A 25,096-nucleotide genomic window follows, 5' to 3' on the forward strand; every position below is an offset into this window, starting at 1 on the left:
GATCTTTCGGGACGACTCGGGAAGTTCTCCACGGCTTGAACGAAAGCGGATTTTCTCACAGAACCATCACGCGGCAGATACAGAAACCATCAAGCGACTTGTCCACATGTCCGAGCCCCTGATCCTGGCCTCGCAGTCGGAAATCCGCGCCACGCTTCTGCGGAATGCCGGGCTGAGCTTCCGAATCGCGCCCGCCCGCATCGACGAGGAGGCCGTGCGCGACAGCCTCGTCGCCGAGGGCGCCCCGCCCCGCGATCAGGCCGACGCCCTGGCCGAGATGAAGGCGCGCAAGATCTCCGAGAAACATCCCGGCGCGCTGGTTCTGGGCTGCGACCAGGTGCTGGCGCTCAAAGGCGAGGTCTTCGCCAAGGCGCCCGACCGCGACACCGCGCGGGCCCAGCTCCTGCGGCTGCGGGGCGAGACCCACACGCTTCTGTCCGCCGCGGTGCTCTACCAGGACGCGGAACCGCTCTGGCGGCATGTCGGCGTGGTGCGGCTCACCATGCGCAGCTTCTCGGAGGACTATCTCGAGGATTATCTCGACCGGAACTGGGAGAGCGCGCGCCACTCCGTCGGCGTCTACAAGCTCGAGGAAGAAGGCGTCCGGCTCTTCGCCCAGATCCAGGGCGACCATTTCTCGGTGCTGGGCCTGCCGCTTCTCGAGCTTCTGAACTATCTCACCCTGCGCGGAGACCTTCCCACATGAGCACTGACCGGATCCCGCTGGCCGGGGTGATCGGCTCGCCCATCGCCCATTCCCGCTCGCCGCGCCTGCACGGGCATTGGCTGAAGCGCCACGGTATCGCGGGGCATTACATCCCCATGGATGTCCCGGCCGAGAAGCTGGACGAGACGCTGCGCCTTCTGCCCTCGTTGGGCTTCGTGGGGCTGAACGTCACCATTCCCTACAAGGAAAAGGTGCTGGAGCTGGCCGATCTGGTGACCGACCGCGCGGCGCTGATCGGCGCGGCCAATACCCTGATCTTTCGCCCTGACGGCAAGATTCATGCTGATAATACAGACGGTTACGGTTTCATCCAGAACCTGCGCCAAGCGGCGCCGGACTGGCGGCCCGAGGCCGGGCCCGCGGTCGTCCTGGGCGCGGGCGGCGCGGCCCGGGCGGTGCTTTCGGCGCTTCTCGAGGCCGGCGCGCCCGAGATCCGCATTTCCAACCGCACCCGCCACCGCGCCGAGGTGCTCGCGCGGGAGTTCGGCACCCGGGTGCAGGTCACCGATTGGCTGCAGGCGGGCAATATCATCGAAGGCGCCGCGACCCTGGTGAACACCACCTCGCTTGGCATGACCGGCCACGCCAAGCTGCGCGTGCCGCTCGACGCGCTCCGCCCCGAGACGCTGGTCACCGACCTGGTCTATGCGCCGCTCGAAACCCGGCTCTTGCGCGTCGCGCGCGAGATGGGCTGCCCCACGGTCGACGGGCTCGGCATGTTGCTGCACCAGGCGGTGCCGGGATTCGAACGCTGGTTCGGCCTGCGCCCCGAGGTCGACGCGGAGACCCGCGCGGCGGTGCTGGGATGAGCTTTCGCCTCGGTCTCACCGGCTCCATCGGCATGGGCAAGACCACCACCGCCGGGCTTTTCGCCGAAGCCGGCTGCGCGGTCTGGGACGCCGATGCAGCGGTGCATCGTCTCTATGCTGAAGGCGGCGCGGCGGTCGCGCCGATCGGCGCGGCCTTCCCCGACGCGCTGGTCGAAGGGGCGATCTCCCGCCCGGCCCTGCGCCGGATCATCGCCGCCGATCCCGGCGCGCTGACCCGCATCGAGGAAATCGTGCATCCGCTGGTCCGCGCCGACCGCGAAGCCTTCGCCGAAGGCGCCGAGGCGCAGATCGTCGTCTTCGACATCCCGCTTCTCTTCGAGACCGGCGGCCAGGCCGAGATGGACGCCACGGCCTGCGTCTATGTTTCACATGAAACGCAGCGCGCCCGCGTGCTGGAGCGCGGCACCATGTCCGAGGCGGATTTCGAGGCCATCCTGGCCAAGCAGATGCCGATCCAGGACAAGCTCGATCGCGCGGATTTCACCATCCGCACCCAGGATCTTGAGACTGCCCGGATGGACGTGCAGGATGTGCTGACACAGATCGAAAAGCGGCTCTGACATGCGCGAAATCGTCCTCGACACCGAAACCACCGGCTTCGATCCGCAGGGCGGCGACCGCATCGTCGAGATCGGCGCGGTCGAGCTTTGGAACCACGTGCCCACGGGCCGCACCTATCACCAGTATATCAACCCCGAACGCGCGATGCCGAACGAGGCCTTCCAGGTGCACGGGCTCGGCGACGACTTCCTGCGCGACAAGCCGGTTTTCGCCAAGATCGTCGATGATTTCGTGGCCTTCGTGGGCGACGCCAAGATGGTGATCCACAACGCCGCCTTCGACATGAAGTTCATCAACGCCGAGCTGGGCTGGGTGAAACGCCCCGCCCTGCCCTGGTCGCAGGCCATCGACACGCTCGAAATCGCCCGGCGAAAGTTTCCCGGCAGCCCGGCCTCGCTGGACGCGCTTTGCCGCCGTTTCTCGATCGACAATTCCTCGCGCACGCTGCACGGCGCGCTGCTCGACAGCGAGATCCTGGCCGAGGTCTATCTCGAGCTGATCGGGGGCAAACAGCCCGATTTCGGGCTGAGCGCGGGCCAGGGCAGCGCCGCCGCCTTGGCCGCCGAGGCCGACTGGCGGCCGCATCGCCGCCCCGAGCCCCTTCCCTCGCGGCTGAGCGACGACGAAAAGGCGGCCCATGCCGCCTTTGTCGATGCGCTTGGCGAGGATGCGCTCTGGCGCAAGCTCTGAGGGCCGGCTTCCCGGCCCCCAAAAGCGTCGATCAGGCTTGGCCGCTCTGCTCGGATTGCGCCGCCTGCGCCTGCTGGCGCCGCTGCAGTTCCGCGCGGTAAAGCGAGACGAAGTCGATGGTCTCGAGGTTCAGCGGCGGGAAGCCCCCGTCGCGGGTCACATCCGACACGATCCGCCGTGCGAAGGGGAACAGCATGCGCGGGCATTCGATCAGCAGGAAGGGATGCAGCTGGTCCTGCGGCACGTTCTCGACCTGGAAGATGCCGGCGTAATCCAGCTCCATCAGGAAGAGAGTGTCGCCGCTCGACTTCGACTTGTTGGTCACGGTGAGCTTCATCACCACTTCGTACTGGTTCTCGGTCTGGCGCTTGCGCGCGTCGAGGTTGACTTGAACCTGCACGTCCGGCTGCGTCTCGCCCGTGGCGCCCTTCTGCGCGAGCACGTTCTCGAAGGACATGTCGCGGATGTATTGGGCCAGCACGTTCAGCTTGGGCTGCGCGGGGGGCTGTTCGGCAGCGCCGTTGCCGCTGCCCTGGTTGGTCGAAGTGTCGCTCATCGGGTAAATCCTATCGGTGATGGATCAAAAATCTCGCACACCGGTAGCAAGAGCGCGCCGCGGGCTCAATGTTTAGTCCAGCCTGACGTACCGGGATGGGTGGGCCGCTTGGCGGGGTCGATCTCGGTGTATTCGCCGTCGATCACATCCTCGCCGGGCCGACGCCCGCCCGCGCCTGCGCCGGGCTGGCCGGGACGCGGGCCTGCGCCTGCGCCCGGGTGCGGATTGGGCCCCGGACCGGGCCGCGGCCCCTGCCCCGGATGCCGCGCCGCGCCACCCATGTCGAAGCGCTGCACCTTCACGTGTTTCTTCGCATAGGCCAGCGCCGCGCGCCGGAACGGCGGCGTCAGCAGCGCGAAACCCACCGCGTCGGTGAAGAATCCCGGGGTCAGAAGCAGCGCGCCGGCCAGCAGGATCATCGCCCCATGCGCCAGCGGTTCGGTCGGATCACGCAGCTCGCTGAAGGAGCCGCGCAGCTCGGAAAGCGCCATCGCGCCCTGCGATCGCACCAGGTAGGTGCCGATCACCGCGGTCACCACGACCACCGCCAGCGTCGGCCAAAGCCCGATCAGGCCGCCGACCTGGATGAACAGCGCGATCTCGATCAGCGGAACGCCGATGAATGCGAGGAGCAGCCACATCACAATATCCTTTCTTCGTCCCACCCTTCCATTGGTGGACTCACGACCGGTCCCTGCCTACATAGGAACGGAACTTGAACGGTTCTACAGGCTCATCCGCGAGGTCCCATGAATTCGCCCATCCTTCAGCTTCTCGTCCTGGCCGGGATCGCCATTTTCCTGATCCTGCGGTTGAAGAACGTCCTAGGCACCCGCGAGGGTTTCGAACGTCCCCGCAATGAGCGGCAATCCGCGCCCCAGGCCGACCGCCGGGACTTCGAGGTGATCGAGGGCGGACCCGATCCCGACATTGTCGACCACGTTGAGGAAGGCTCCGAGAGCGCCGAGGCCCTGGCCGAGATGAAGCGCATCGAGCCGGGCTTTTCCGTCGGCGAGTTTCTCGGCGGCGCGCGCGGCGCCTACGAGATGATCCTGATGGGCTACGAGAAAGGCAAGGTCGAGGAGCTGAAACCCTTCCTTTCGCCCGATGTTTACGAAAGCTTCGCCGAGGGCATCGCCCACCGCGAGCAGCAGGGCCTCACCGTCGAGGCCGAGTTCGTCGGCGTCCGCGAAACGGTCCTGGAAGAGGCCACCTTCGACAAGGAGACCGGCGAGGCCGAGCTGACCGTGCGCTACATCGGCGAGCTGACCTTTGCGGTCTACGACCAGGAAGGCACGCTGGTCGAGGGCAGCCCGACGAAGATCAAGCGCCAGCGCGACGTCTGGACCTATGCCCGCCGGATGGGCAGCGACGATCCGAACTGGCAGCTCATCGCCACGGGCGAATGATCCGAAGGCTGGCGGCGATACTACTGGCGGGGTTGGGCATGGCACCCGGAACCGGCACGGCCGACAGCGACGGCCCGCGATACGAGATCCTTTCCTTCGCCGATCTGGATGGATGGGCGGAGGATGACCATGCCGCCGCCCTCTCCGCCTTCAACGAGACCTGCCGGGACCTCGACGATCCCGATTGGCGCGCGCTCTGCCGCGCCGCCGCCGACGACCCCGACCCCCGCGCCTTCTTCGAGCTGTTCTTCCGCCCGGTGCGGATCACCCATGGCTCCGACGAGGCGCTGTTTACCGGCTATTTCGAACCCGAGCTCGACGGCGCCCGCAGCCCCGACGCCCGCTACCGCTACCCGGTCTATGCCCTGCCGCCCGAGGCCCGCAGCGCCGAGGGCCCCTGGCTCTCGCGCCGCGACATCCTCGAGGGTGATACCATGCAGGACCGCGGCCTCGAGATCGCCTGGGTCGACGACCCGGTAGAGCTGTTCTTCCTGCAAATTCAAGGCTCTGGCCGCATCCGCCTGCCCGACGGCGACGTCCTGCGGGTGGGCTATGGTGGCTCCAACGGCCATGACTACCGCTCGATCGGTCTGGAGCTGATCCGCCGCGGCACCTTTACCGAGCACGAGGTTTCCGCCGACCGGATCAAGTCCTGGGTGCGCGAGAACCCCGTCGAGGGGCGCGAGCTTCTGTTCCACAACCCTTCTTACGTCTTCTTCCGCGAGGTGAGCGAGGTTCCCGCCGAGAAAGGCCCGCTTGGCGCGATGAACCGCTCGATCACGCCGATGCGCTCGATCGCGGTCGATCCCGATTACACCCCGCTCGGCGCGCCGGTCTGGATCGAGAAGGATGGCCGCGACAGCCTGCGCCGGCTCATGGTCGCCCAGGACACCGGTTCCGCGATCAAGGGCGCGCAGCGCGCCGACATCTTCGTCGGCACCGGCGCCGAGGCCGGCGACTGGGCGGGCTCTCTGCGCGATCCGGGCCGGATGGTGGTGCTGTTTCCGATCCAGCGGGCCTATGCGCTCCTGCCGGATCCGACCCTATGAGCCGACGCAAGGTCCGGCCCGAAGAGCTCGAGCTATGGGCCGAGGTCGCCCGCTCGACCCGCAAGCTGAGCAAATCCGAGAAACCCGCCCGCGCGCCTTCGACCCCGGCGCCGAAGGAGCCGCCGCCGCGCGCGCCGGGCGCCGCGCCCCTGCCGCGGTTTTCCCTGGGCGAGGCCGCCGCGACCCGCCCCAAGGGCTACAGTCGCCCCGAGACCACCGCCGGGCGGTTGGCGCGCGATCCGGTTGCCATGGACAGCAAGGCCTTCACCCGGATGAAGCGCGGCAAGCTCAAGCCCGAGGGTCGCATCGACCTGCACGGCATGACGCTCGACCGCGCGCATCCCGCGCTGGTGCGCTTCATCCTGTCCTCCCAGGCGCGCGGGCTGCGGCTGGTGCTGGTGATCACCGGCAAGGGCCAGCGCGAGGACCCCTATGACCCCGCGCCGCGCCGCCGGGGTGTGCTGAAATCCCAGGTGCCGCAATGGCTGCGCATGGCGCCGCTCGGCGCGGCGGTCCTGCAGATCTCCGAGGCGCATATCCGCCACGGCGGCGGCGGGGCCTATTACGTCTACCTACGCCGGTTGCGCTGAGCGCGGCACGCTGTCGCGAAAGCGCGCGAGCCCCAGCGCCATGAGCGCCGTCGCGCCGAGGAAATAGACCGCCATGCCGGCGTATTGCGCGCCGATCCCGATGCCGAGGTCGATCAGCAGGCCGGTCACCCCGGGCCCCAGCGCCGTGCCGAAAACCATGACCGCAGCCCCCAGCGCCTTGATCGCGCCGATGTGGCGGGTGCCGTAGAACTCCGCCCAGAAGGCCGGCGGCTGGGTTGCCTGGGCGCCCTGGGTCAGCCCGAAGAACAACAGCCCCAGCCCGACGAACAGCGGGCTCGGCGCCACGGCGAAGACCAGGAAGGCCGCGACCGCCGGCAGCTGCACCAGCGGGAAGGTCCGCGCCACGCCGAAGCGGTCGATGGCCCAGCCCGAGGCCAGCATGGCCGCGACGGTGACCACCGTGAAGACCGGCATCCAGGAGACCACGGCGATCAGCGGCCAGCCGTTGGCCTCGGCGTAATGCACCTGCTGGAAGAAGAAGGCCGTGCCCCAGGCCGGCGGCCCCATGAGCGCGGGCACCATCAGCCAGAACAGCGGGTGGCGCAGCGCCTCGAGCCGGGTCCAGTGCCGCCCGCCCATGCCGAAGGCCCCGGCGCTTTCCTCGGCGAAGGACTGCGGCGTCCGCTCGCGGCGCAAGAGCAGAAGCAGCGCCGGCACGCCCAGAAGCGCCACGCCCGCTGCCAGCACCCAGAGGAGCCGCCAGTCGGTCGTCGCCATGAGCCAGACGAAGATCACCGGCAGGACCGCGTTGCCCAGCGTCACCCCGAGGCTCGCGACGCTCAAGGCCCTGCCGCGGGTCGCCACGAACCAGCGCGACATGGCCGAAAGCGCGATATGGCTCATCATGCCTTGCCCCGCGAAGCGCAGCGCGAAGATCGCCAGGGGCAGTAGCGCCGCGGCGGTGTTCACCGCCATGAACAGGCAGGCCATGGCCAGCGCGCAGAGGACGCCGGTGCCCAGGATGCGGCTGCGGAAGCGGTCGGTCAGCCCGCCGGCCCAGACCATGACCAGCGCCGAGGCCGTCGTGCCGCCGGCGTAGATCGCGCCCCAGCGGGCGTGGCTCAGGTCGAAGGCCTCGCGGATCTCGCCCGCGAAGATCGAGATGAAGAAGGTCTGGCCGAAGCTCGACAGGAAGGTCAGCATCGCGCCGGCGGCGAGCCAGGGCGCGTTGCCGCGCAGGAATTGGATCAGGGCCATGCGGCAGGTGTGCGCCGATTGCCCGGGGGCTTCAAGCGTGAAGCGCGAAGAAGGTCTCGATCCGGCGGGCGACCTCTGCGGGGGCCTCTTCATGGGCCAGATGACCCAGCGGGCCGAGGCTCTCGACCTCGGCGGCGGGCATCTGCCGCGCGGCCTCGAGCGCGGTCACCGGCGGCACCGTGCGGTCGCCGTCACCCACGAGGAACAGCGCCTTGGTCTGGAGCTTGGGCAGATCCGCCATGAGCCCTTCGAGCGACCATTGCGCCATCATCAGAAGCGCGCCTTCGACATGCGCGCGCTGGCGCAGGAGCCGGGCGTAAAGCGCCACGCCCTCGGGATCGAGCCGCGAGCCGGTGCCCGCGAGAAGCTGCGCCGCACGGTCCGGGGCCACCAATGTCCGGCGGATCAGGTCGACCGCGAAGGGCAGGGTGGCGATGGCCCGCGCCGCCATGGGAAAGACCACGCCCGCCACCCCGTGGAAGGGTTGCAGCGCGGGGTTGATCGCCAGGACCGGCGGGCTGCCGGGCAAGAGCCCCGAGAGCCTCAGCGCGATGGCCCCGCCGGCGGAATGGCCGACGATGCCCTTGATGTCCCAGCCCTCCGAGGCGCAGAGCGCGGCCAGGTCCTGCGCGATGCATTCGAGAGAGGACCGCTGCCGCGCGCCGAGCTTGGTGAACCCATGCCCCGGCAGGTCGACGGCCACGCCGCGGAATCCCTCCAGCGCGGGCAGCACCCCGCGCCAGCTGTGGGTCGCGCCGCCCGCGCCGTGCAGGAACAGGATCTCCGGGCCGTCGCCCATTTCCTGGATGTGCCAGTGATGCGGGCGCACGCGGGCAAAGCGCGATTGCGCCGCATGCGGCCAATCGGCGGGCAGCGCCGGGGCAGGGACCTCAGCCGCCAAGTGCATCTGCCACCGAGCGCGAGATCGCCCCGGCATCGGCGCGCGGCAGCGGCAGATAAGCCGCGCCCATGCGCCGCGCGAGATCGGAGAGCGCCGATTTCGGCCGGGTGTTGGTGTCGAGGACCAGCCCCGGCAGGCCCAGCCGGGCGATGCGCGCCGCAACGCGGGTGGCATCGGCCTCGGCCTCGGCGCGGCCGGGGCCCGCAAAGCCGATATTCGCCCGCCCGTCGGTCAAAAGCGCCAGTGCCGGGGTCATGCCCTGGGCACGCCCGCTCTCGGCCAGGTCGGCGGCGGCGGTCAGGCCGGCGGCGAGCGGCGTGCCGCCACCGCCCGGCAGCCCGCCCAGCGCGCGCTTGGCCTGCACCAGCGACCGGGTCGGCGGCAGCAGAAGCTGCGCGCCCGCGCCGCGAAAGGCCACCAGCGCGACGTGATCGCGGCTGGCATAGGCGTCCGCCAGAAGCCGTTCGACCGCGCCCTTGGCCTCGGCCAGCCGGGTCATGGCGGCGGAGCCCGAGGCGTCGACCAGGAAGATCACCAGCCGGTCGGAGCGTTCTTCGTAGACCTTCACGCGGAAATCCTCGCGCCGGAGGATCAGTCCGCTGCGGGTGGGCTCCGCGGCGCGGCGCGACTTCTGCCAGGGGGCGGCGGCGCGCAGCGTGGCGATCAGGTCGAGCCGCGCCTCGCTGCTGGGCCGTCCGGGCTGCGAGGGCAGGGGCCGCCCGCGCCGGTTGCCGCGTTTGCGCGCGCCCGCGCCGGTGCCGCGCGCGGTCTTTGCTTTGTCGCGGGCCTGAAGCGCCTGAAGCGCGCCTTCGGGCAGGGCGGCGCGCATGGCCTCGATCAGCATGTCCTCGGGCAGGGCCACGGGTTCGCTGTTGTCTTCGGGCGGCGGGCTGTCGTCGTCCGGCGGCTGTTCCTCGGGGGGCGCCTCGGCACTCTCGTCCTCTTCGGGAAGCTCGGTTGCGCGCGGGGCAAGGACCAGCGCCACCGCCGTGGTGAGATCCTCGTTTTCGAGCCGATCCCGCCGGTGCAGAGCCGCATGTGCCCGCGCGGCGTAGAGCGCCAGAAGCGGCGCGCGCAGCGAGGCCACGCCTGCGCGCGCGGCGGTCACCACCAGCGCGACCAGCGCCTCGTCGGGGCAGTCCACATCGGGAAGCCGCGCGCGGGCGGCGGCGATTTCGTCCGGGGCCAGCGCCAACTCCGCGATGTCGAGCGCGCGCACCCCGTCGAGGTCCACCCGGAAGGCCAGCCGGTCGGTCAGCGCCGCGGGGGCGGCCTCGTCCTCGATGCCTTCGTCGAGCAGCAGGACGGCCTCGTCGCTGCCCGCGTCCAGCACTTGTGCGAGCTGCGCCGCGCGCCCGCGCGGCAGCCGTTCGGCCATGGTCAGGCAGCGGGTGCCGGGGCGCGACAACAGACCCTGTTGCACCACGATCCGCCCTGCGGCCAGGCTTTGCGCGATATCCACCCCGCCGAAAAGCGCCGCCTCGTCCAGCGTCGGCGGCAGCCGCAGGAAAGGCTGCAGCGCCTCGGGCGCGAGGTCGAGGAAGGCGCGCCGCACCGGCGAGGCCCGCGCGCGCAGATGCATCCCGCCCAGGCCGCGCGGATCGACGGCGAGCAGGGTCAGGGCCAGGTGGCCCGCGACCCAGGTCTCCGTCCGGTCCTGTTTCATGCCAGGACGTCGTCCAGAAGCCGCATGACCCGCGCCGAAGAGCCCGCTTCGTCCAGCGGATCGCGGCGCAGCCGATGCGACAGCGCCATGGGGGCGACGCCGCGCAGATGCGCGCGGGTGACTTCCGAGGCGCCCTCGAAGGCGGCCTGCGCCCGCGCGGTCCGCAAGAGCGTCAGCTCACCCCGGAGCCCGTCCGAGCCCAGCGCCAGGCAAAGCTCGGCGCAGTCGCGCAGCGCGGCGGCGCCCGCCTCGACGCCGGGAAGGGCCGCGCGCCCGGCGAGGATGGCCGCGCGGATCTCCGCGTCGGCCTCCTGCCATTTCTCGGTGAAGGCGGCGGGATTGGCCTCATAGGCGGCGCGGCGGCGGATCACCTCGATCCGCTCCTCGATGTCGCTGGGCGAGCGCACTTCGACCGAGAGGCCGAAGCGGTCCAGCAACTGCGGGCGCAGCTCGCCCTCTTCGGGGTTGCCCGAGCCCACCAGCACGAAGCGCGCGTCGTGGCGGACCGAGAGGCCCTCGCGTTCGATCAGGTTCTCGCCCGATTGCGCCACGTCGAGCAGCAGGTCGACGATGTGGTCCTCGAGCAGGTTCACCTCGTCGATGTAAAGGTATCCCCGGTTGGCCCGCGCCAGGAGCCCCGGCTCGAAGGCCTTTTCGCCGTGGGTGATCGCCCGTTCGATGTCGAGCGCGCCGACCACCCGGTCCTCGGTCGCGCCCAGCGGCAGGTCCACGACCGGCGTCGGGCGCTCGGTGATCTCCTGGCCGGCCATGCGGTCCCACTCGGCGACGTCCTCGAGGCTCTCGGCGTTGGTGGCGCTGCCCATCACCGCGCGGATCGGCGGCAGCAGCGCGGCCAGCGCCCGCACCGCGGTGCTCTTGCCGGTGCCCCGGTCGCCGAAGACCAGCACGCCGCCGATCCCGGGATCGACCGCGGTCAGGATCATCGCCTGTTTCATCTGCTCCTGGCCGACGATGGCGGAGAAGGGGAAGACATGTTTCATCAGCGGGCCTCCAGAGGCGCGGTGGATTGCGGAAGGCGCGGGCTGCGGCCTTCCCAGCTGCCGGTTTCCCCCGCGACGCGGAACCGGGCGTAAAGCTCTTCGCGGAACCACTGGCCCCGGCGCACCGCGGCGATGGCCTCGGCATGCGGGCCCGAGCGGCGGGCGAATTCGGACATGGCATCGGCATCGGGCCAGACCGAGAAGGTGACCTGGTGCAGAAGCGGCACCTCGCCGATGCCGATCTTGAAAAGAACATTGGGGTCGGCGCCGATCATCCGGCTGATGTCCGGCACCCGGCGCCAGAAGCGCGTGGCGATCCCGGGTTTCAGCGTCGCGCGGGTCAGCGCGGCGAGAGGGCCCTCGCCGGGATCGGCCACCTCGGTGAAGGGCGCGGTGCCGGACCAGGCGCCGCGGCTCGAGATCGGGGTCAGATAGACCGTCCAATCCTCGGCGGCGCGGGCGCGAAAGCGGGTCCAGGGGCGGGCGCCCAGCGTCGCCTCCTGCGCCGCGCGGGGCGAATCGAAAACGCCGAGGATGGCGTAGACGGCGGTGTTCGGCAGCGGGGTGAAGCCCTCTCCGGTGCCCGAGCCGCAGAGCTTCCAGAACCCCAGGCCCGGCACCTTGCGCATCATCGGGCGCGCGCCACCCATCATCGCCAGCGCCCAGAGCCGCGCCGCGGCCCCGTCGAAGCGGAAAAGAGAAAGGCTCACACTCTGCATTGCGCAATCCATGACTGTCAGGTTAGCCTTACACATATGCGACCACATTGAAAGCTCTGGGCGAAGGCGGGCGTGGGACGATGCGCAGATTGTCAGAACAAGTTGACATGAGGGGAGGGTGGGCATGACCCGGATCGACCCCGAGCTCACGCTGGCCCCCGATGCGGGGCGCGGTCCGCGCGCGGTGGTCATCGGGGCGGGCCTCGGCGGGCTGGCCTCGGCCATGCGGCTCGGGGCCAAGGGCTACCGGGTCACCGTGGTCGACCGGCTCGACGTGCCCGGCGGGCGCGGCTCGGCGATCTGGAAGGAGGGCCACCGCTTCGACCTGGGCCCCACCATCGTCACCGTGCCGCAGGTCTTCCGCGACCTCTGGGCCGCCACGGGCCGCGACTTCGACACGGACGTCGACCTGCGCGCGCTCGATCCCTTCTACGAGATCCGCTGGCCCGACGGCGCGCGCTTCACGGCCTGCGGCGACACCGACCGCATGATCGAGGAGGTGCGCCGCCTCTCGCCGGGCGACGTGGCGGGCTACCGCAAGTTCCTGCAGGACAGCGAGGCGCGCTACCGCTTCGGCTTCGAGGACCTGGGCCGCCGCCCGATGCACCGGTTCCGCGACCTCCTGGCGGTGCTGCCGACCTTCGCGCGGATGCGCGCCGACCGCTCGGTACATGCCCATGCCGCGCGGCGGGTGCGCGACCCGCGCCTGCGCATGGCGCTGTCCTTTCATCCGCTCTTCATCGGCGGCGACCCCTTCAAGGTCACCTCGATGTATATCCTCGTCAGCCACCTCGAGAAGGCCTTCGGCGTGCATTACGCCATGGGCGGCGTGGCCGAGATCGCCCGGGTCATGGCGCAGATCGTGACCCAGCAGGGCGGCCAGGTGCTGATGCGCAGCGAGGCCGACGAGATCCTCGTCGCCGGGAACCGCGCCCGGGGCGTGCGGCTCTCGGACGGCACCGAACTGCCCGCCGAGCTGGTGGTCTCCAACGCCGATCCGGGGCTCACCTACCGGCACCTTCTGCGCAACCACAAGCGCCGCCGCTGGACCGACGGCAAGCTCACCCGCGCGCGCTGGTCCATGGGGCTCTACGTCTGGTATTTCGGCACCAAGGGCACCCGCGGGAAATGGCGCGACGTGGGCCACCACACGATCCTGAACGGCCCGCGCTACCAGGGCCTCGTGGAGGACATCTTCCGCAAGGGCCGCCTGGCCGAGGACATGGCGCTTTATCTGCACCGGCCCAGCGTCACCGACCCCAGCGCCGCGCCCGAGGGCGACGACACCTTCTACGTGCTCTCCCCGGTGCCGCACCTGGGCCACGACAATCCCGTCGACTGGCGGACCGAGGCCGAGGTCTACGGCAAGAAGATGCTCTCGGTCCTGGAGGAACACCTGCTGCCCGGCCTGTCGCGGCATCTCGGCCCCGAAGAGGTCTTCACGCCGCTCGACTTCGAAAGCCGCTACCACGCGCCGTTCGGCACCGGCTTCTCGATCGAGCCGCGCATCCTGCAAAGTGCCTGGTTCCGCCCGCACAACATCAGCGAAGAGGCCGGGGGCCTTTATCTCGCGGGCGCGGGCACCCATCCCGGCGCGGGGCTGCCGGGGGTGATCTCCTCGGCCGAGGTGCTCGACCAGCTGGTGCCGCATCCCGAGGGGGTGACGCCATGATGCGCGACGACGACCTCGCCGCCTGCCGCGCCGCGATCCGGCATGGGTCGCTGTCCTTCCACGCGGCCTCGAAGCTCCTGCCCGCGCGGGTCCGCGACCCGGCGCTAGCGCTTTACGCCTTCTGCCGGCTGGCCGACGACGCGGTCGACCTGGGCGAGGAAAAGGCCGAGGCCGTCCTGCGCCTGCGCGACCGGCTCGACCTGGTCTACGCGGGCCGGCCCATGCAGGCCGCGCCCGACCGGGCGTTTGCGGGCGTGGTCGAGAGCTTCGACATGCCACGCGCGGTGCCCGAGGCGCTGCTGGAAGGGCTGGCCTGGGACGCCACCGGGCGGCGCTATGCCACGCTGTCGGAGCTGCGGGATTATTCCGCGCGCGTCGCGGCCACGGTGGGCGTGATGATGTGCGTGCTGATGCGCGTCCGCGATCCTCATGCGCTGGCCCGCGCCGCCGACCTTGGCGTGGCGATGCAGCTCACGAACATTGCCCGCGACGTGGGCGAGGACGCGGCGGCGGGGCGGATCTACCTGCCCACCGACTGGCTGAGCGAGGCGGGCTGCCCGCCCGAGGCCTTCCTGGCCGATCCGCGCCCCGACCTTCAGATCCGCGCCATCGTCGCGCGGCTCCTGGCCGAGGCCGAGCGGCTCTACCAGCGCGCCGAGGCGGGCGTGCGGGCGCTGCCCGTCGACTGCCGCGCGGGCATCTTCGCGGCGCGCCACATCTACGCGGGCATCGGCACATCCGTGGCGCACGCGGGGCATGACAGCGTGACCCGGCGGGCCCGGACCTCGAAGGCGCAGAAGCTGGGCTGGCTCGGGCTTTCGGCGGCGCGGACCGGGGTGAGCCTGCTCCTGCCGCGCTCGCCGGTGTTATACGCCCGGCCACTCGCCGAGACGCGCTTCCTGGTCGAGGCCGCCGCCCGGCGCGACCCGGTCTGGAGCCGGTCCGACCAGCTTTTCGCCACGCTCTCCGATCTCGCCGCGCGGGATCGGGCCGAGCGGGCGGCCTTGATCGCGGGACAGGCGCGCTCTAACTGATCCTCGATGTTCTGGATGCTCTTCCTGCTGTTCCTCGCGGCCTGCCTGGCCGCTGGCACCACCGGCGCGGTCTTTCCGCCGGGGCCCTGGTATCGCGCGCTGAAAAAGCCCGGCTGGACCCCGCCCGACTGGGCCTTCCCGGTGGTCTGGACGACGCTTTACGTCTTCATGGCCATCGCCGGCGCGCGGCTGGCGCTGGCGCCCGACAACGGGTTTGCCATGGCCTTCTGGGCGCTGCAGATCGCGCTCAACGCGCTTTGGACGCCGGTGTTCTTCGGGCTGAAATACATCCGCGCGGGCATGCTGGTGCTGACGCTTCTCTGGCTGTCGGTCGCGGGCTCCATCGTCGTCTTCTGGCCGGTCGACTGGATCGCGGCGCTGCTGTTCCTGCCCTACCTTCTCTGGGTGACAATCGCGGGGGCGCTCAACGGCGCGGTCTGGCGGCTGAACCCCGAGACCGCCGCGAACCCGCCCGAGGCGCCGCGCTGAGTGAACAGCGCCCGGGGGCCTTTCAGTCCTCGGGGTCGTCGAACTCCCAGCGCCGCCGTCTCGGCACCCGAAGCGCGATCATCGGCTTCAGCCAGGGGCTTGCGAAGCGCCTGAGATCCAGCGCCTCGTGCACGCCCACGGCGGGTTCCCCGTCCAGCGAGGTGCGCAGCATCGCCCGGCTGTAGAAAGGCGCGTCCAGAAGGCTCATCACCTGATGCGGCCGGGCCCCGGCATCGCCGCGGGTCTCGCGTTTGACCCGCCAGCGCGAGGGCGCGACCCGGGCGCGCGGCGGCGCCTCGATGGGATGCACCTGGCCCGCGCGGTCGAAATGCGCGGCCTGGGTGATCTCGGTCCCGTCGTGCCGGGTGGCGTCGTAGAAACAGGTGGCCCCGGAGCGGGTCGGATAGCGGCCCCAGGTCCAGTAGCTGAAATCCTCCTCGAGCGCGCGGGTCCCGAAGTTGGCGTCGAAATAGCCGTGGCCGTCCCATTGCCAGCCGGGGGCCTCCATATCGACCTCGATCCGGGCCACCGGCGCGAAGGGCCGCCAGATATGCGCGCCGTCCGGCGTCAGCGGCAGCTCGCAGGAGGTGATCGCGCTGGGCGTCAGCCGGATCAGCCCGCGCACCCGGCCGAACTGCGGCGGGGCGGCCATCTCGTCGATCTCGGCGACGAGCGTCTTGCCGTTCCAGCTGAGCGAGGAGGGGCCGATGGTGATCCGCTGGTCCTCCTGGCGCAGCGCCGCGCGGCCCCGGTCGGTCATGGTGAACCGCCCGCCGCGCCCGTAGGTCGCGACATTCATGCAGACGTGGTTTTCCGGATCGCGCCGCCCGGACCAGCGGTACCAGGGCGAGAAGACCGAACCGATGAAGGCGATGATCGAGATCGCCCGGTCGCCCGAGGCGCTTATGCCGTCGATATACCACCAGGCATAGCCGTTCGGCGGGACGGCGACGGCGAAACACGGTCCATCAAGATCGCCGCGGCCGCGTGCCTCCCGGAAAGCGCCGCCATCGGCACCCCCGGGCCCGGATGCACCCCGCCCCCGCAGAGATATAGTCCCTTCAGTCGCGTGCGCGCGCGCGGGCGGGTCAAGGCCGACAGGAGGCCATGCGGGCTCTGCCCGTAGAGCGAACCGGCGCTCGCGGGAAAGAGCTGATCGAACATGGCCGGGCTGGTCAGGGCGCGCGGCCCCGGTTCCGGGTCGAAACGTAGGCCGAAGTCCCGCAGGGGGGCGAAGGTCCGGGTCAGACATCTGTCAAAATCCTCGTCGGTTGATGCTGTCCGCGCGAGGGGTGACGCGTTCAGGATGATCTCGAACCGTTCCGGGCCGGGGCTTCCGCCGGGCAAGCCCCGGTCCTCGGCACATACATACAAGGTGGGGTCGGGCGCGCTTTGGCCCTGGGCCAGCGCCTTGAACTCGGGCGCGGGATCGTCGCGGAAAAACACGTTGTGATGGGACAGCTCGGGGCCATGGGCCTCGGCCTGAAAGGCCCAGACATGGGCCGAGAGCGACCTGGGTTTCGCGGCGATCCGGGGCAGGGCGCGCGCCGCCAGCGGGCCGAGCCGCCCGGTCGAGAGCGCCCTTGGGTCGCCGTTGAAAAGGATATGATCGGCCGAGATCACCTCGTCGCGGCAGGTCCGCACGCCGCGCACGCCGTCGGAATAGCCCAGGATCTCCACCGCCTCGGTCTCGTGGCGGATCTCGCCGCCGCGCGCGACAAAAAGATCGGCCAGCGCGCGGGCCAGCGCGGAGAGCCCGCCCTCCACCGCCCAGACCCCGGCGGCCTCGGCCTCCCAGATCAGCGCGTAAAGCGCGGGGATGCGCGCGGGATCGCCGCCGACATAGGTGGCGTAGCGCCCGAAGAGCTGGCGCAGCCGGGGGTCGGAGAAGCTTTGCCGCAAGAGCCCGTCGAGGCTGCGCCAGGGCATGAGGTCGGGGATCAGCCGCGGCTCGGCCAGAACCGCGCGGGTCAGCGCCAGCGGGTCCGGCTCGGCGGTCAGCATCATCGGCTCGCGGAAGGCTTCGAACAGCCGCTTGGCGCGGGCCGAGAAGGCGCGGAATTCGGCCTCGCCCTTGGCGCCGGCGAAAGCGCGCACCGCCTCGGCGCTCTCCTCGGGATCGGCGTGCAGGTCGAGCCGCGCGCCGTCGCGCCAGAAGTGCCGGGCGAGGATCTCCTGGCGGTGCAGTGTCACATGGTCCTCGAGCGCCGCGCCGGCGCTGGCGAAAAGCGCCTCGAAGACCCAGCGCAGGGTCAGCACCGTCGGCCCCGCGTCGACGCCCGCGACCTGGCGCATCTTGCCGCCCGGAACCGCCTGCCGCTCCAGCAGCACGACCGGGCATCCGGCGGCGGCGAGCGGCAGCGCCGCGGCAAGCCCGCCGATGCCGCCGCCGATCACCACGATCGTCCCGGCGCCGGGGCTGGCCAGATGGGGAGCTGCGGCGGACATGGTCTGATTGTTGACTCGCGGGGGCAACCTGTCCAGTGTGGTTTACACTATAGTGTCAATCGTGATCGACGGATCGGGAGGACCGCATGGATATCCACCAGCGCATCGACACCGCGATCCGGCGCGCGATCACCGCGGGGCAGGGCGGCCAGGCCGCGCCCCGGCAGCTTTCCGAGGCATTGCTTTACGCCTGCACGCCCGGCGGCGCGCGCATCCGGCCGACGATCCTGGTCTCCGTGGCCATGGCCTGCGGCGACGACCGGCCCGGGGCCACCGATGCCGCCGCCGCCGCGCTGGAGCTGATCCATTGCGCCAGCCTGGTGCACGATGATCTGCCCTGTTTCGACGATGCCGACACGCGCCGGGGCAAGCCCTCGGTGCACCGCGCCTATTCCCAGCCGATCGCCGTGCTGACCGGGGATTCGCTGATCATCATGGCCTTCGAGACGCTGGCCCGCATGGCGCCCGAGGCGCCCGAGCGTCTGGCGCCGCTCTTGCTGACGCTGGCCCGCCGGACCGGCATGCCGCATGGCATCTGCGCCGGCCAGGGCTGGGAGAGCGAGGCGCAGATCGACCTCTCCGCCTATCACCTGTCGAAGACCGGCGCGCTCTTCATCGCGGCGACCCAGATGGGCGCCATCGCCGCCGGGCAGGAGCCCGAACCCTGGTTCGAGCTGGGCGCCCGCATCGGCGAGGCGTTCCAGGTCGCCGACGACCTGCGCGACACGCTCGGCAGCGCCGACAGCCTGGGCAAGCCGGTGCAGCAGGACGTGCTGCACGACCGCCCGAACGCGGTGCAGGAACTGGGCGTCGAGGGCGCCGTGGCACGGCTGACCGACATATTGTCGGGGGCCATCGCCTCGATTCCGTCCTGCCCCGGAGAAGCGGCGCTGGCGGGCATGGTGCGCAAGCAGGCGGAGCGGCTGACCCCCGGCCTGACGCCCGTCCGGGTCTGACCCGATGAGCCTCGCCGCCGAGGAGCCGGGCCCGCGCGGCAGGGGCGCCCGGCCCGGCATCCTGACACGTATGGCGCGGCTCGTGGCGCAGCCCGGGTTTCAGCGCTGGGCGGCGCGGCTGCCTTTCATCCGCCCCCATGTGCGCCGCGAGGGCGCCGAGATATTCGACCTGGTTCAGGGCTTTGTCGCGAGCCAGACGCTTCTGGCGCTGATCGAGCTGCGGGTTTTGCACCGCGCGCTCGAGGCGCCGGTCTCCGCCGAGGCGCTGACCGCCCCGCTCGATCTGCCCGAGGACCGCGTGGCGCTCCTCTTGCAGGCCGGGGCGGCGCTGGAGCTGCTGATCCGCATGCGCGACGGGCGCTACCGGATCTCGCTGCGGGGTGCCGCGCTTCTGGGAGTGCCGGGGCTCGAGGCGATGATTCGCCACCACGGCGCTTTCTACCGCGACATGGCGGACCCCGTGGCGCTTCTGCGCGGCGAGACCGAGACCGAGCTGGCCGAGGTCTGGCCTTATGTCTTCGGCGGCGCCGGCGGGCAGGAGGCCGTGGTCCGGCAATATTCCGACCTGATGAGCGGCAGCCAGGCGCTGGTCGCCGAGGACACGCTGGCCGCGACCTCCCTGCGCGGGGTGCGGCACCTTCTCGACATCGGCGGCGGCCACGGCGGCTTTGCCCGCGCGGTCCGGGCCCGGCATCCCGGCCTTCCGGTGACGGTCTTCGACCTGCCCGAAGTGGTCGCCAGCGCGCCCGAAAGCCCCGGGCTGACCTTCGCGGGCGGCTCCTTCCGCGACGACCCGCTGCCGGCGGGCTGCGACGCGATCTCGCTTGTCCGGGTGCTCTACGACCACGAGACGGCGACGGTGCGCGCGCTTCTGGCCAAGGTCTTCGAGGCGCTGCCGCCCGGCGGGCGACTGATCATCTCGGAGCCGATGTCGGGCGGCGCGCGGCCCGATCCGCATGGCGATGTCTATTTCGCTTTCTACACGCTCGCCATGCGCACCGGCCGGGTCCGCGCCCCGGAAGAGATCGGGGCGATTCTCTCCGACACCGGCTTTTCCCGGATTCGCATGCCCCGGGCCCGCAGACCCTTCGTCACCCAGGTCGTCACAGCCGTGAAAACCGGGGTCTGACGGGGAAACTGTCTATTACAGTTGACACATATGAATGTATGTCTACTCTGACAGACACCCAGTCAGAGTCGTCTGACAGACGGACGCGGGGCCTTGGTTGCGAAGTCCCCGTTCGGAGGTAACCGGGAGGACGCGACATGTTTGCCGATGCGGTCGTGCTAGAAAGCCCAGGACAGCTGGCCCTTGCGTCGCTGCCGCTGACGGCGCCCGGCCCCCAGGACATCACCGTCGCCATCGCCCGTTCGGGCATTTCCACCGGCACCGAAAAGCTGTTCTACACCGGCGAGATGCCGCCCTTCCCGGGCATGGGCTACCCGCTGGTCCCCGGCTACGAGGCCGCGGGCGAGGTCGTCGAGGCGGGCCGCGACAGCGGCTACAAGCCCGGCGATCATGTCTTCGTGCCCGGCGCCGCTTGTTTCGAGGGCGCGCATGGGCTCTTCGGCGGGGCGGCGGAGACGCTGGTCACCCGCGCCGACCGCGTGACCCGGATCGATGCCGGCAGCGGCGAGGCCGGCGCGCTTCTGGCGCTGGCGGCCACCGCGCGCCACGCGCTGGCGGGCTATACCGCCACCCTGCCCGAGCTGATCGTGGGCCACGGCGTTCTTGGCCGGCTCCTGGCGCGGCTGACCATCGCCGCCGGCGGCGCGGCCCCCACGGTCTGGGAAATCGCGCCCGAACGCATGGCGGGCGGCACCGACTACGCCGTGATGCGCCCCGAGGACGACCCGCGCCGCGACTACGCCAGCATCTACGACGCCTCCGGCCAGGGCGCGCTTCTGAACGACCTGATCGGGCGGCTCGCCCGGGGCGGAGAGATCGTGCTGGCGGGTTTCTACGCCCAGCCGCTGAGCTTCGCCTTCCCGCCCGCCTTCATGAAGGAGGCCCGCCTGCGCGTGGCCGCCGAATGGAGCCATGACGACCTCACCGCGACCCGCGGTCTGATCGAGACCGGGGCGCTGTCGCTCGACGGTCTCGTCACCCACCGCAGTTCCCGGCGCGACGTGACCGCGGCCTATGAGACCGCCTTCACCGACCCGGCCTGCCTGAAAATGATCATCGACTGGAAGGACGCCGCATGAAGGATGACGTTCCGAACCTCAAGGACTTCGACAAGCGCCTGCGCGACGAGGCCAGCGAGGATCTGGCCGACATCGTCACCGACGAGCCGACAAGCAAGACGCAGATCATCGCGATCTACGGCAAGGGCGGCATCGGCAAGTCGTTCACGCTGGCCAACCTCAGCCACATGATGGCCGAACAGGGCAAGCGCGTGCTGCTGATCGGCTGCGACCCGAAGTCGGACACCACCTCACTGCTCTTCGGCGGCAAGGCCTGCCCGACGATCATCGAGACCTCGACCAAGAAGAAGCTCGCCGGCGAAGAGGTTTCGATCGGCGATGTCTGCTTCAAGTCGGGCGGCGTCTTCGCGATGGAGCTGGGCGGGCCGGAAGTGGGCCGCGGCTGCGGCGGGCGCGGCATCATCCATGGCTTCGAGCTTCTGGAGAAGCTGGGCTTCCACGACTGGGACTTCGACTACGTGCTTCTGGATTTCCTGGGCGACGTGGTCTGCGGCGGCTTCGGCCTGCCGATCGCGCGGGACATGGCGCAGAAGGTGATCCTGGTCGGCTCCAACGACCTGCAGTCGCTTTATGTCGCCAACAACGTCTGCTCGGCGGTGGAATATTTCCGCAAGCTCGGCGGCAATGTCGGCGTCGCGGGCCTGGTGGTGAACAAGGACGACGGCTCGGGCGAGGCGCAGGCCTTCGCCGAGGCCGCCGGCATCCCGGTCCTGGCCGCGATCCCGCAGGACGACGACCTGCGCAAGAAATCCGCCAATTACCAGATCGTCGGCACCTCGGCCTCGCATTGGGGCTCGCTCTTCGCCGGGCTCGCCGAGGCGGTCTCGGACGCGCCGCCGGTGCGGCCGACGCCGCTCGACCAGGACGGGCTCCTGGGGCTCTTCGACGGCAGCGAGACCGGCGCCGACGTGGTGCTGGAACCGGCGACCGACGCCGACATGCGCGGCAAACACGCCGCGCCGAAGGAAAGCCTCGAAGTGATCTACGACGACGCCTGAACCGGGCGGCGCGGGGGCATTCCCCCCACCCGTCCAGAGTGACCCGAGCCAGACACAGGGACCATCGTGACCCGGACGACACCTGACACAGACGACCGACCGATCGAGGGACAGGGCTGCCATTCCGGCGACGAGCTGGAGCGCGCCGCGCGCGAAGCGGGCGCCTCCGAAGTGCTCGACCGCTACGCCGAGGACTACCCCAAGGGCCCGCACGACAAGCCGCAAAGCATGTGCCCGGCCTTCGGCAGCCTGCGCGTCGGGTTGCGGATGAAGCGGGTGGCCACGGTGCTTTCGGGCTCGGCCTGCTGTGTCTACGGGCTGACCTTCGTGTCGCATTTCTACGGCGCGCGGCGCTCGGTCGGCTATGTGCCCTTCTCCTCGGAGACGCTGGTGACCGGCAAGCTCTTCGAGGACATCCGCGACTCGGTCCACGAGATGGCCGACCCGGACAAGTTCGATGCCATCGTGGTCACCAACCTCTGCGTGCCCACCGCCTCGGGCGTGCCGCTCCGGCTCCTGCCGAAAGAGATCAACGGCGTGCGCATCGTCGGCATCGACGTGCCGGGCTTCGGCATCCCGACCCACGCCGAGGCCAAGGACGTGCTGGCCGGAGCGATGCTGGCCTATGCCCGCGAGGAAGTGGCCGCCGGGCCGGTTCCGGCGCCCGAGGCGCGGGTGACCGACCGGCCGACGCTGACCCTTCTGGGCGAGATGTTCCCCGCCGACCCGATGACCATCGGGGCGCTTCTGGCGCCCTTGGGCATCGCCGCCGGCCCCGTGGTGCCCTGCCGCGAATGGCGCGAGCTTTATTCCGCGCTCGATTGCGGCGGCGTCGCGGCGATCCATCCCTTCTACACCGCCGCCGTGCGCGAGTTCGAGGCCGCGGGCCGCCCGGTGATCGGCTCCGCGCCGGTCGGATACGAGGGCACCGCCGCCTGGCTCGAGGCCGTGGGCGAGAGCTTCGGCATCGACCCCGCGCGCATTGCCGAGGCCAAGGAGGCCGCCCTGCCGCGCATCGCCGAGGCCCTGGCCGCGGCGCCGATCGCGGGCCGGATCACGCTCTCGGGCTACGAGGGCAGCGAGCTGCTGGTCGCCCGCCTGCTGATCGAAAGCGGCGCGGATCTTCCTTACGTCGGCACCGCCTGCCCGAAGACCCGCTTTTCCGCCGAGGACGCCGCCTGGCTCGAGGCGCGCGGCTGCCGGGTGCGCTACCGCGCCTCGCTCGAGGATGACGTGGCCGCGATGCAGGAGTTCCAGCCCGACCTCGCCATCGGCACCACCCCGGTGGTGCAGAAGGCGAAGGAGCTGGGCGTGCCGGGGCTCTATTACACCAATCTCATCTCCGCGCGTCCGCTGATGGGCGCGGCCGGGGCCGGATCGCTCGCCGAGGTGGTCAATGCCGCCATGGCCGGCAAGGGCCGGATGGACCGGATGCGCGCCTTCTTCGAAGGCGTCGGCGCGGATGACACCGCGGGCGTCTGGGAAGGCGCGCCGAACCTGCGGCCCGACTTCCGCCGCCAGCACCAGAAGAAACTCGACAAGGCCGCCCGCGCCCGCGCGGCCCAGGAGATGATCTGATGGCCTTGATCCAGGATCACGACCGGGCCGGGGGCTACTGGGGGGCGGTCTATGCCTTCTGCGCGGTCAAGGGATTGCAGGTGGTCATCGACGGCCCGGTGGGCTGCGAGAACCTGCCCGTGACCAGCGTGCTGCATTACACCGACGCGCTGCCGCCGCATGAACTGCCCATCGTGGTCACCGGCCTCGGCGAAGAGGAACTGGGCCGCGACGGCACCGAAGGCGCCATGCGCCGTGCCTGGGAGACGCTCGATCCGGCGCTGCCGGCGGTGGTCGTCACCGGCTCCATCGCCGAGATGATCGGCGGCGGGGTGACGCCGCAGGGCACCTCGATCCAGCGGTTCCTGCCGCGCACCATCGACGAGGACCAATGGCAGGCCGCCGACCGGGCGATGACCTGGCTTTTCACCGAGTTCGGCATGACCAAGGGCCGGATGCCGCCCGAGAAGGCCCGCGAGGAGGGCGCCAAGCCCCGGGTCAACATCCTCGGGCCGATGTATGGCACCTTCAACATGCCCTCGGACCTCGCCGAGATCCGCCGCATGGTCGAGGGCATCGGCGCCGAGGTGAACATGGTCATGCCGCTGGGCGCGCATCTCGCCGAGATGCGGGGCCTGGTGAATGCCGACGCCAATATCGTCATGTATCGCGAGTTCGGCCGCGGCCTCGCGGAATGCCTGGGCAAACCCTACCTGCAGGCGCCGATCGGGATGGAGTCCTCGACCCTGTTCCTGCGCAAACTGGGCGAAATCCTGGACCTCGACCCCGAGCCCTTCATCGAGCGCGAGAAACATTCCACGCTGAAGCCGGTCTGGGACCTCTGGCGCTCGGTCACGCAGGATTTCTTCGCCACCGCGAATTTCGCCGTGGTCGCCAACGAGACCTATACCCGCGGCATCCGCCGCTACCTCGAGGACGAGCTGGGCCTGCCCTGCGCCCTCGCGGTCGAGCGCAAGGCCGGGGCCAAGACCGACAACGACGCGGTGCGCGCGGAACTGGCGCGCCAGCGGCCGGTGGTGGTCATGGGCTCGATCAACGAGAAGATGTATCTCGCCGAACTCTCCGCCGGGCACGGGCCGCAGCCGGCCTTCATCCCGGCGAGCTTTCCCGGCGCGGCGATCCGGCGGCACACCGGCACGCCCTTCATGGGCTACGGCGGCGCGGCGTATCTTCTGCAGGAGATCTGCAACGGGCTCTTCGACGCGCTCTTCCACATCCTGCCGCTTGGCGCGGCCATGGATGCGGGCGAGGCGACGCCGACGCCGCTCCGCCGCGATTTCCCCTGGGACCCCGACGCCCAGGCCGAGCTTGACCGGATCGTCGCCAGCCATCCGGTGCTCACCCGCATTTCCGCCGCCAAGACGTTGCGCGACGCCGCAGAGGCCGAAGCGCTCCGCCAGGGGGCCGACCGGGTCGTCCGCGAGACGGTCCGCGCCCTCGAACCCTCACTGAAAGGAACGGACCGATGACCGACATAAGCTCGACCCCGCCCAAGGCGCGCTCGAAGCGCGGGACGGAGTTTCTTCTCTATTTCAGCCTGATCTTCGTCTTGGCGATCCCCTTCGCCACGGTCTTCTGGCTGCTCGAGGTGTTCCAGAAGCAGACGCTCAACCTGCACGGGCCGCTGGCCCGGGCCTGGGCGGAAGCCGACCGGATCACCCCGCTCATCTTCTCGGCCTGACGGCCGGGAGACGTCACTGACCGCCTCGCTCGGGGCGGACAGGCCCGAGGGGGCAACCCCAAGGGAACCCGGCCGTGAGGGTGTCACGGCGTCAGCGTAACGTTCCGGAGGAAAG

General features: G+C 70.4%; 26 protein-coding genes. 17 read left to right on the forward strand and 9 right to left on the reverse strand.

Going from position 1 to position 25,096, the window contains the following annotated elements; all coding sequences use genetic code 11:
- The first annotated feature begins 106 nt into the window (after positions 1–106).
- The 4 genes from ACX938_RS05795 to dnaQ are packed head-to-tail and all read left to right on the forward strand — an operon-like array spanning position 107 to position 2,808.
- Complete coding sequence (locus tag ACX938_RS05795) at positions 107–706, forward strand: Maf family protein (protein ID WP_459430327.1); 600 nt, start codon at positions 107–109, stop codon at positions 704–706.
- Complete coding sequence (locus ACX938_RS05800) at positions 703–1,536, forward strand: shikimate dehydrogenase (RefSeq protein WP_459430328.1); 834 nt, start codon at positions 703–705, stop codon at positions 1,534–1,536. Before ACX938_RS05795 ends, ACX938_RS05800 begins: the two co-directional genes overlap by 4 nt.
- Positions 1,533–2,117, forward strand: coding sequence for a dephospho-CoA kinase (coaE, locus tag ACX938_RS05805; protein ID WP_459430329.1), 585 nt, complete (start codon positions 1,533–1,535; stop codon positions 2,115–2,117). The genes ACX938_RS05800 and coaE overlap by 4 nt, the downstream gene beginning before the upstream one ends.
- A gap of 1 nt (position 2,118) precedes the next feature.
- Entirely contained in the window at positions 2,119–2,808 is a 690-nt protein-coding gene (dnaQ, locus tag ACX938_RS05810; RefSeq protein ID WP_232754496.1) for a DNA polymerase III subunit epsilon, read from the forward strand.
- A 31-nt stretch (positions 2,809–2,839) separates the two neighbouring features.
- On the opposite strand, the gene secB is transcribed toward dnaQ, so the two are convergent.
- Together secB and ACX938_RS05820 are read right to left on the reverse strand one after the other, a co-directional pair.
- Positions 2,840–3,364, reverse strand: a complete 525-nt coding sequence (gene secB / locus ACX938_RS05815; protein ID WP_232754495.1) for a protein-export chaperone SecB — start codon at positions 3,362–3,364, stop codon at positions 2,840–2,842.
- Positions 3,365–3,429: 65 nt separating this feature from the next.
- Positions 3,430–4,005, reverse strand: coding sequence for an FxsA family protein (locus ACX938_RS05820; protein ID WP_459430330.1), 576 nt, complete (start codon positions 4,003–4,005; stop codon positions 3,430–3,432).
- Positions 4,006–4,113: 108 nt separating this feature from the next.
- Between ACX938_RS05820 and ACX938_RS05825 the strand changes: the two genes are divergently transcribed.
- From ACX938_RS05825 to ACX938_RS05835, 3 genes are read left to right on the forward strand one after another with little or no spacing between them, the layout of a single operon-like run.
- The gene (locus ACX938_RS05825; RefSeq protein ID WP_459430331.1) at positions 4,114–4,773 is read left to right on the forward strand and encodes a Tim44/TimA family putative adaptor protein; all 660 of its coding nucleotides are present in this window, start codon (positions 4,114–4,116) and stop codon (positions 4,771–4,773) included.
- On the forward strand, positions 4,770–5,822 hold the full coding sequence (mltA, locus tag ACX938_RS05830; RefSeq protein ID WP_459430332.1) for a murein transglycosylase A: 1,053 nt from the start codon (positions 4,770–4,772) through the stop codon (positions 5,820–5,822). Before ACX938_RS05825 ends, mltA begins: the two co-directional genes overlap by 4 nt.
- A complete protein-coding gene (locus tag ACX938_RS05835) occupies positions 5,819–6,412 on the forward strand; it encodes a Smr/MutS family protein (RefSeq protein WP_232754491.1) in 594 nt (197 codons plus the stop codon). The genes mltA and ACX938_RS05835 overlap by 4 nt, the downstream gene beginning before the upstream one ends.
- Here ACX938_RS05835 and ACX938_RS05840 read toward each other — a convergent pair.
- The 5 genes from ACX938_RS05840 to crtA are packed head-to-tail and all read right to left on the reverse strand — an operon-like array spanning position 6,395 to position 11,917.
- Positions 6,395–7,630 (reverse strand): MFS transporter, encoded by a 1,236-nt coding sequence (locus tag ACX938_RS05840; protein WP_459430333.1) that lies wholly within the window; start codon positions 7,628–7,630, stop codon positions 6,395–6,397. The two genes, ACX938_RS05835 and ACX938_RS05840, sit on opposite strands and share 18 nt — an antisense overlap.
- A 31-nt stretch (positions 7,631–7,661) precedes the next feature.
- Positions 7,662–8,531, reverse strand: a complete 870-nt coding sequence (gene bchO / locus ACX938_RS05845) for an alpha/beta fold hydrolase BchO (protein ID WP_459430334.1) — start codon at positions 8,529–8,531, stop codon at positions 7,662–7,664.
- Complete coding sequence (locus ACX938_RS05850) at positions 8,521–10,197, reverse strand: magnesium chelatase subunit D (RefSeq protein WP_459430335.1); 1,677 nt, start codon at positions 10,195–10,197, stop codon at positions 8,521–8,523. The genes bchO and ACX938_RS05850 overlap by 11 nt, the downstream gene beginning before the upstream one ends.
- On the reverse strand, positions 10,194–11,198 hold the full coding sequence (gene bchI / locus ACX938_RS05855) for a magnesium chelatase ATPase subunit I (RefSeq protein ID WP_459430336.1): 1,005 nt from the start codon (positions 11,196–11,198) through the stop codon (positions 10,194–10,196). The genes ACX938_RS05850 and bchI overlap by 4 nt, the downstream gene beginning before the upstream one ends.
- Positions 11,198–11,917: a spheroidene monooxygenase gene (gene crtA / locus ACX938_RS05860; protein WP_459430337.1), complete on the reverse strand. Its 720-nt coding sequence runs from the start codon at positions 11,915–11,917 to the stop codon at positions 11,198–11,200. Before crtA ends, bchI begins: the two co-directional genes overlap by 1 nt.
- A 124-nt stretch (positions 11,918–12,041) precedes the next feature.
- Between crtA and ACX938_RS05865 the strand changes: the two genes are divergently transcribed.
- Genes ACX938_RS05865 through tspO form a run of 3 tightly spaced genes read left to right on the forward strand, consistent with a single transcriptional unit; the run spans position 12,042 to position 15,112 of the window.
- On the forward strand, positions 12,042–13,589 hold the full coding sequence (locus ACX938_RS05865) for a phytoene desaturase (RefSeq protein WP_459430338.1): 1,548 nt from the start codon (positions 12,042–12,044) through the stop codon (positions 13,587–13,589).
- Positions 13,586–14,623 (forward strand): 15-cis-phytoene synthase, encoded by a 1,038-nt coding sequence (crtB, locus tag ACX938_RS05870; protein ID WP_459430339.1) that lies wholly within the window; start codon positions 13,586–13,588, stop codon positions 14,621–14,623. Before ACX938_RS05865 ends, crtB begins: the two co-directional genes overlap by 4 nt.
- Positions 14,624–14,629: 6 nt before the next feature.
- Positions 14,630–15,112: a tryptophan-rich sensory protein TspO gene (tspO, locus tag ACX938_RS05875; protein ID WP_459430340.1), complete on the forward strand. Its 483-nt coding sequence runs from the start codon at positions 14,630–14,632 to the stop codon at positions 15,110–15,112.
- A gap of 22 nt (positions 15,113–15,134) precedes the next feature.
- Here the strand turns inward: tspO and crtC are convergent, their stop codons facing one another.
- Positions 15,135–16,019 carry a carotenoid 1,2-hydratase gene (crtC, locus tag ACX938_RS05880; RefSeq protein WP_459430405.1) on the reverse strand — a complete coding sequence of 295 codons (885 nt, stop codon included), beginning with the start codon at positions 16,017–16,019 and terminating at the stop codon, positions 15,135–15,137.
- On the reverse strand, positions 16,016–17,560 hold the full coding sequence (gene crtD, locus ACX938_RS05885) for a 1-hydroxycarotenoid 3,4-desaturase CrtD (protein ID WP_459430341.1): 1,545 nt from the start codon (positions 17,558–17,560) through the stop codon (positions 16,016–16,018). Before crtD ends, crtC begins: the two co-directional genes overlap by 4 nt.
- 86 nt (positions 17,561–17,646) lie before the next feature.
- Here crtD and ACX938_RS05890 point away from each other — a divergent pair, with 86 nt between their 5' ends.
- From ACX938_RS05890 to pufQ, 7 genes are all read left to right on the forward strand, one after another.
- Positions 17,647–18,516 carry a polyprenyl synthetase family protein gene (locus ACX938_RS05890; RefSeq protein WP_459430342.1) on the forward strand — a complete coding sequence of 290 codons (870 nt, stop codon included), beginning with the start codon at positions 17,647–17,649 and terminating at the stop codon, positions 18,514–18,516.
- Positions 18,517–18,520: 4 nt separating this feature from the next.
- On the forward strand, positions 18,521–19,645 hold the full coding sequence (locus ACX938_RS05895; protein WP_459430343.1) for a methyltransferase: 1,125 nt from the start codon (positions 18,521–18,523) through the stop codon (positions 19,643–19,645).
- A gap of 137 nt (positions 19,646–19,782) precedes the next feature.
- Complete coding sequence (bchC, locus tag ACX938_RS05900; protein ID WP_459430344.1) at positions 19,783–20,724, forward strand: chlorophyll synthesis pathway protein BchC; 942 nt, start codon at positions 19,783–19,785, stop codon at positions 20,722–20,724.
- Positions 20,721–21,722: a chlorophyllide a reductase iron protein subunit X gene (locus tag ACX938_RS05905; RefSeq protein ID WP_459430345.1), complete on the forward strand. Its 1,002-nt coding sequence runs from the start codon at positions 20,721–20,723 to the stop codon at positions 21,720–21,722. The genes bchC and ACX938_RS05905 overlap by 4 nt, the downstream gene beginning before the upstream one ends.
- A 66-nt stretch (positions 21,723–21,788) precedes the next feature.
- Entirely contained in the window at positions 21,789–23,300 is a 1,512-nt protein-coding gene (gene bchY / locus ACX938_RS05910; protein WP_459430346.1) for a chlorophyllide a reductase subunit Y, read from the forward strand.
- Positions 23,300–24,769, forward strand: coding sequence for a chlorophyllide a reductase subunit Z (gene bchZ, locus ACX938_RS05915; RefSeq protein WP_232754476.1), 1,470 nt, complete (start codon positions 23,300–23,302; stop codon positions 24,767–24,769). The genes bchY and bchZ overlap by 1 nt, the downstream gene beginning before the upstream one ends.
- The gene (gene pufQ, locus ACX938_RS05920) at positions 24,766–24,981 is read left to right on the forward strand and encodes a cytochrome PufQ (protein ID WP_232754474.1); all 216 of its coding nucleotides are present in this window, start codon (positions 24,766–24,768) and stop codon (positions 24,979–24,981) included. The genes bchZ and pufQ overlap by 4 nt, the downstream gene beginning before the upstream one ends.
- Positions 24,982–25,096: the final 115 nt, after the last annotated feature.

The organism is Roseivivax sp. (assembly GCF_054552075.1).

What these genes read in the sequence shown, in the direction of transcription:
- bchZ (WP_232754476.1), top strand. Translation starts at nt 23,300, where the DNA reads ATGGCCTTGATCCAGGATCACGACCGGGCCGGGGGCTACTGGGGGGCG.
- ACX938_RS05890 (WP_459430342.1), top strand. Translation starts at nt 17,647, where the DNA reads ATGGATATCCACCAGCGCATCGACACCGCGATCCGGCGCGCGATCACC.
- ACX938_RS05835 (WP_232754491.1), top strand. Translation starts at nt 5,819, where the DNA reads ATGAGCCGACGCAAGGTCCGGCCCGAAGAGCTCGAGCTATGGGCCGAG.
- secB (WP_232754495.1), bottom strand. Translation starts at nt 3,364, where the DNA reads ATGAGCGACACTTCGACCAACCAGGGCAGCGGCAACGGCGCTGCCGAA.
- bchC (WP_459430344.1), top strand. Translation starts at nt 19,783, where the DNA reads ATGTTTGCCGATGCGGTCGTGCTAGAAAGCCCAGGACAGCTGGCCCTT.
- dnaQ (WP_232754496.1), top strand. Translation starts at nt 2,119, where the DNA reads ATGCGCGAAATCGTCCTCGACACCGAAACCACCGGCTTCGATCCGCAG.
- ACX938_RS05850 (WP_459430335.1), bottom strand. Translation starts at nt 10,197, where the DNA reads ATGAAACAGGACCGGACGGAGACCTGGGTCGCGGGCCACCTGGCCCTG.
- ACX938_RS05905 (WP_459430345.1), top strand. Translation starts at nt 20,721, where the DNA reads ATGAAGGATGACGTTCCGAACCTCAAGGACTTCGACAAGCGCCTGCGC.
- ACX938_RS05820 (WP_459430330.1), bottom strand. Translation starts at nt 4,005, where the DNA reads ATGTGGCTGCTCCTCGCATTCATCGGCGTTCCGCTGATCGAGATCGCG.
- ACX938_RS05840 (WP_459430333.1), bottom strand. Translation starts at nt 7,630, where the DNA reads ATGGCCCTGATCCAATTCCTGCGCGGCAACGCGCCCTGGCTCGCCGCC.
- pufQ (WP_232754474.1), top strand. Translation starts at nt 24,766, where the DNA reads ATGACCGACATAAGCTCGACCCCGCCCAAGGCGCGCTCGAAGCGCGGG.
- ACX938_RS05895 (WP_459430343.1), top strand. Translation starts at nt 18,521, where the DNA reads ATGAGCCTCGCCGCCGAGGAGCCGGGCCCGCGCGGCAGGGGCGCCCGG.
- tspO (WP_459430340.1), top strand. Translation starts at nt 14,630, where the DNA reads ATGTTCTGGATGCTCTTCCTGCTGTTCCTCGCGGCCTGCCTGGCCGCT.
- coaE (WP_459430329.1), top strand. Translation starts at nt 1,533, where the DNA reads ATGAGCTTTCGCCTCGGTCTCACCGGCTCCATCGGCATGGGCAAGACC.
- ACX938_RS05795 (WP_459430327.1), top strand. Translation starts at nt 107, where the DNA reads ATGTCCGAGCCCCTGATCCTGGCCTCGCAGTCGGAAATCCGCGCCACG.
- bchI (WP_459430336.1), bottom strand. Translation starts at nt 11,198, where the DNA reads ATGAAACATGTCTTCCCCTTCTCCGCCATCGTCGGCCAGGAGCAGATG.
- crtB (WP_459430339.1), top strand. Translation starts at nt 13,586, where the DNA reads ATGATGCGCGACGACGACCTCGCCGCCTGCCGCGCCGCGATCCGGCAT.
- crtD (WP_459430341.1), bottom strand. Translation starts at nt 17,560, where the DNA reads ATGTCCGCCGCAGCTCCCCATCTGGCCAGCCCCGGCGCCGGGACGATC.
- ACX938_RS05800 (WP_459430328.1), top strand. Translation starts at nt 703, where the DNA reads ATGAGCACTGACCGGATCCCGCTGGCCGGGGTGATCGGCTCGCCCATC.
- mltA (WP_459430332.1), top strand. Translation starts at nt 4,770, where the DNA reads ATGATCCGAAGGCTGGCGGCGATACTACTGGCGGGGTTGGGCATGGCA.
- ACX938_RS05825 (WP_459430331.1), top strand. Translation starts at nt 4,114, where the DNA reads ATGAATTCGCCCATCCTTCAGCTTCTCGTCCTGGCCGGGATCGCCATT.
- crtA (WP_459430337.1), bottom strand. Translation starts at nt 11,917, where the DNA reads ATGCAGAGTGTGAGCCTTTCTCTTTTCCGCTTCGACGGGGCCGCGGCG.
- ACX938_RS05865 (WP_459430338.1), top strand. Translation starts at nt 12,042, where the DNA reads ATGACCCGGATCGACCCCGAGCTCACGCTGGCCCCCGATGCGGGGCGC.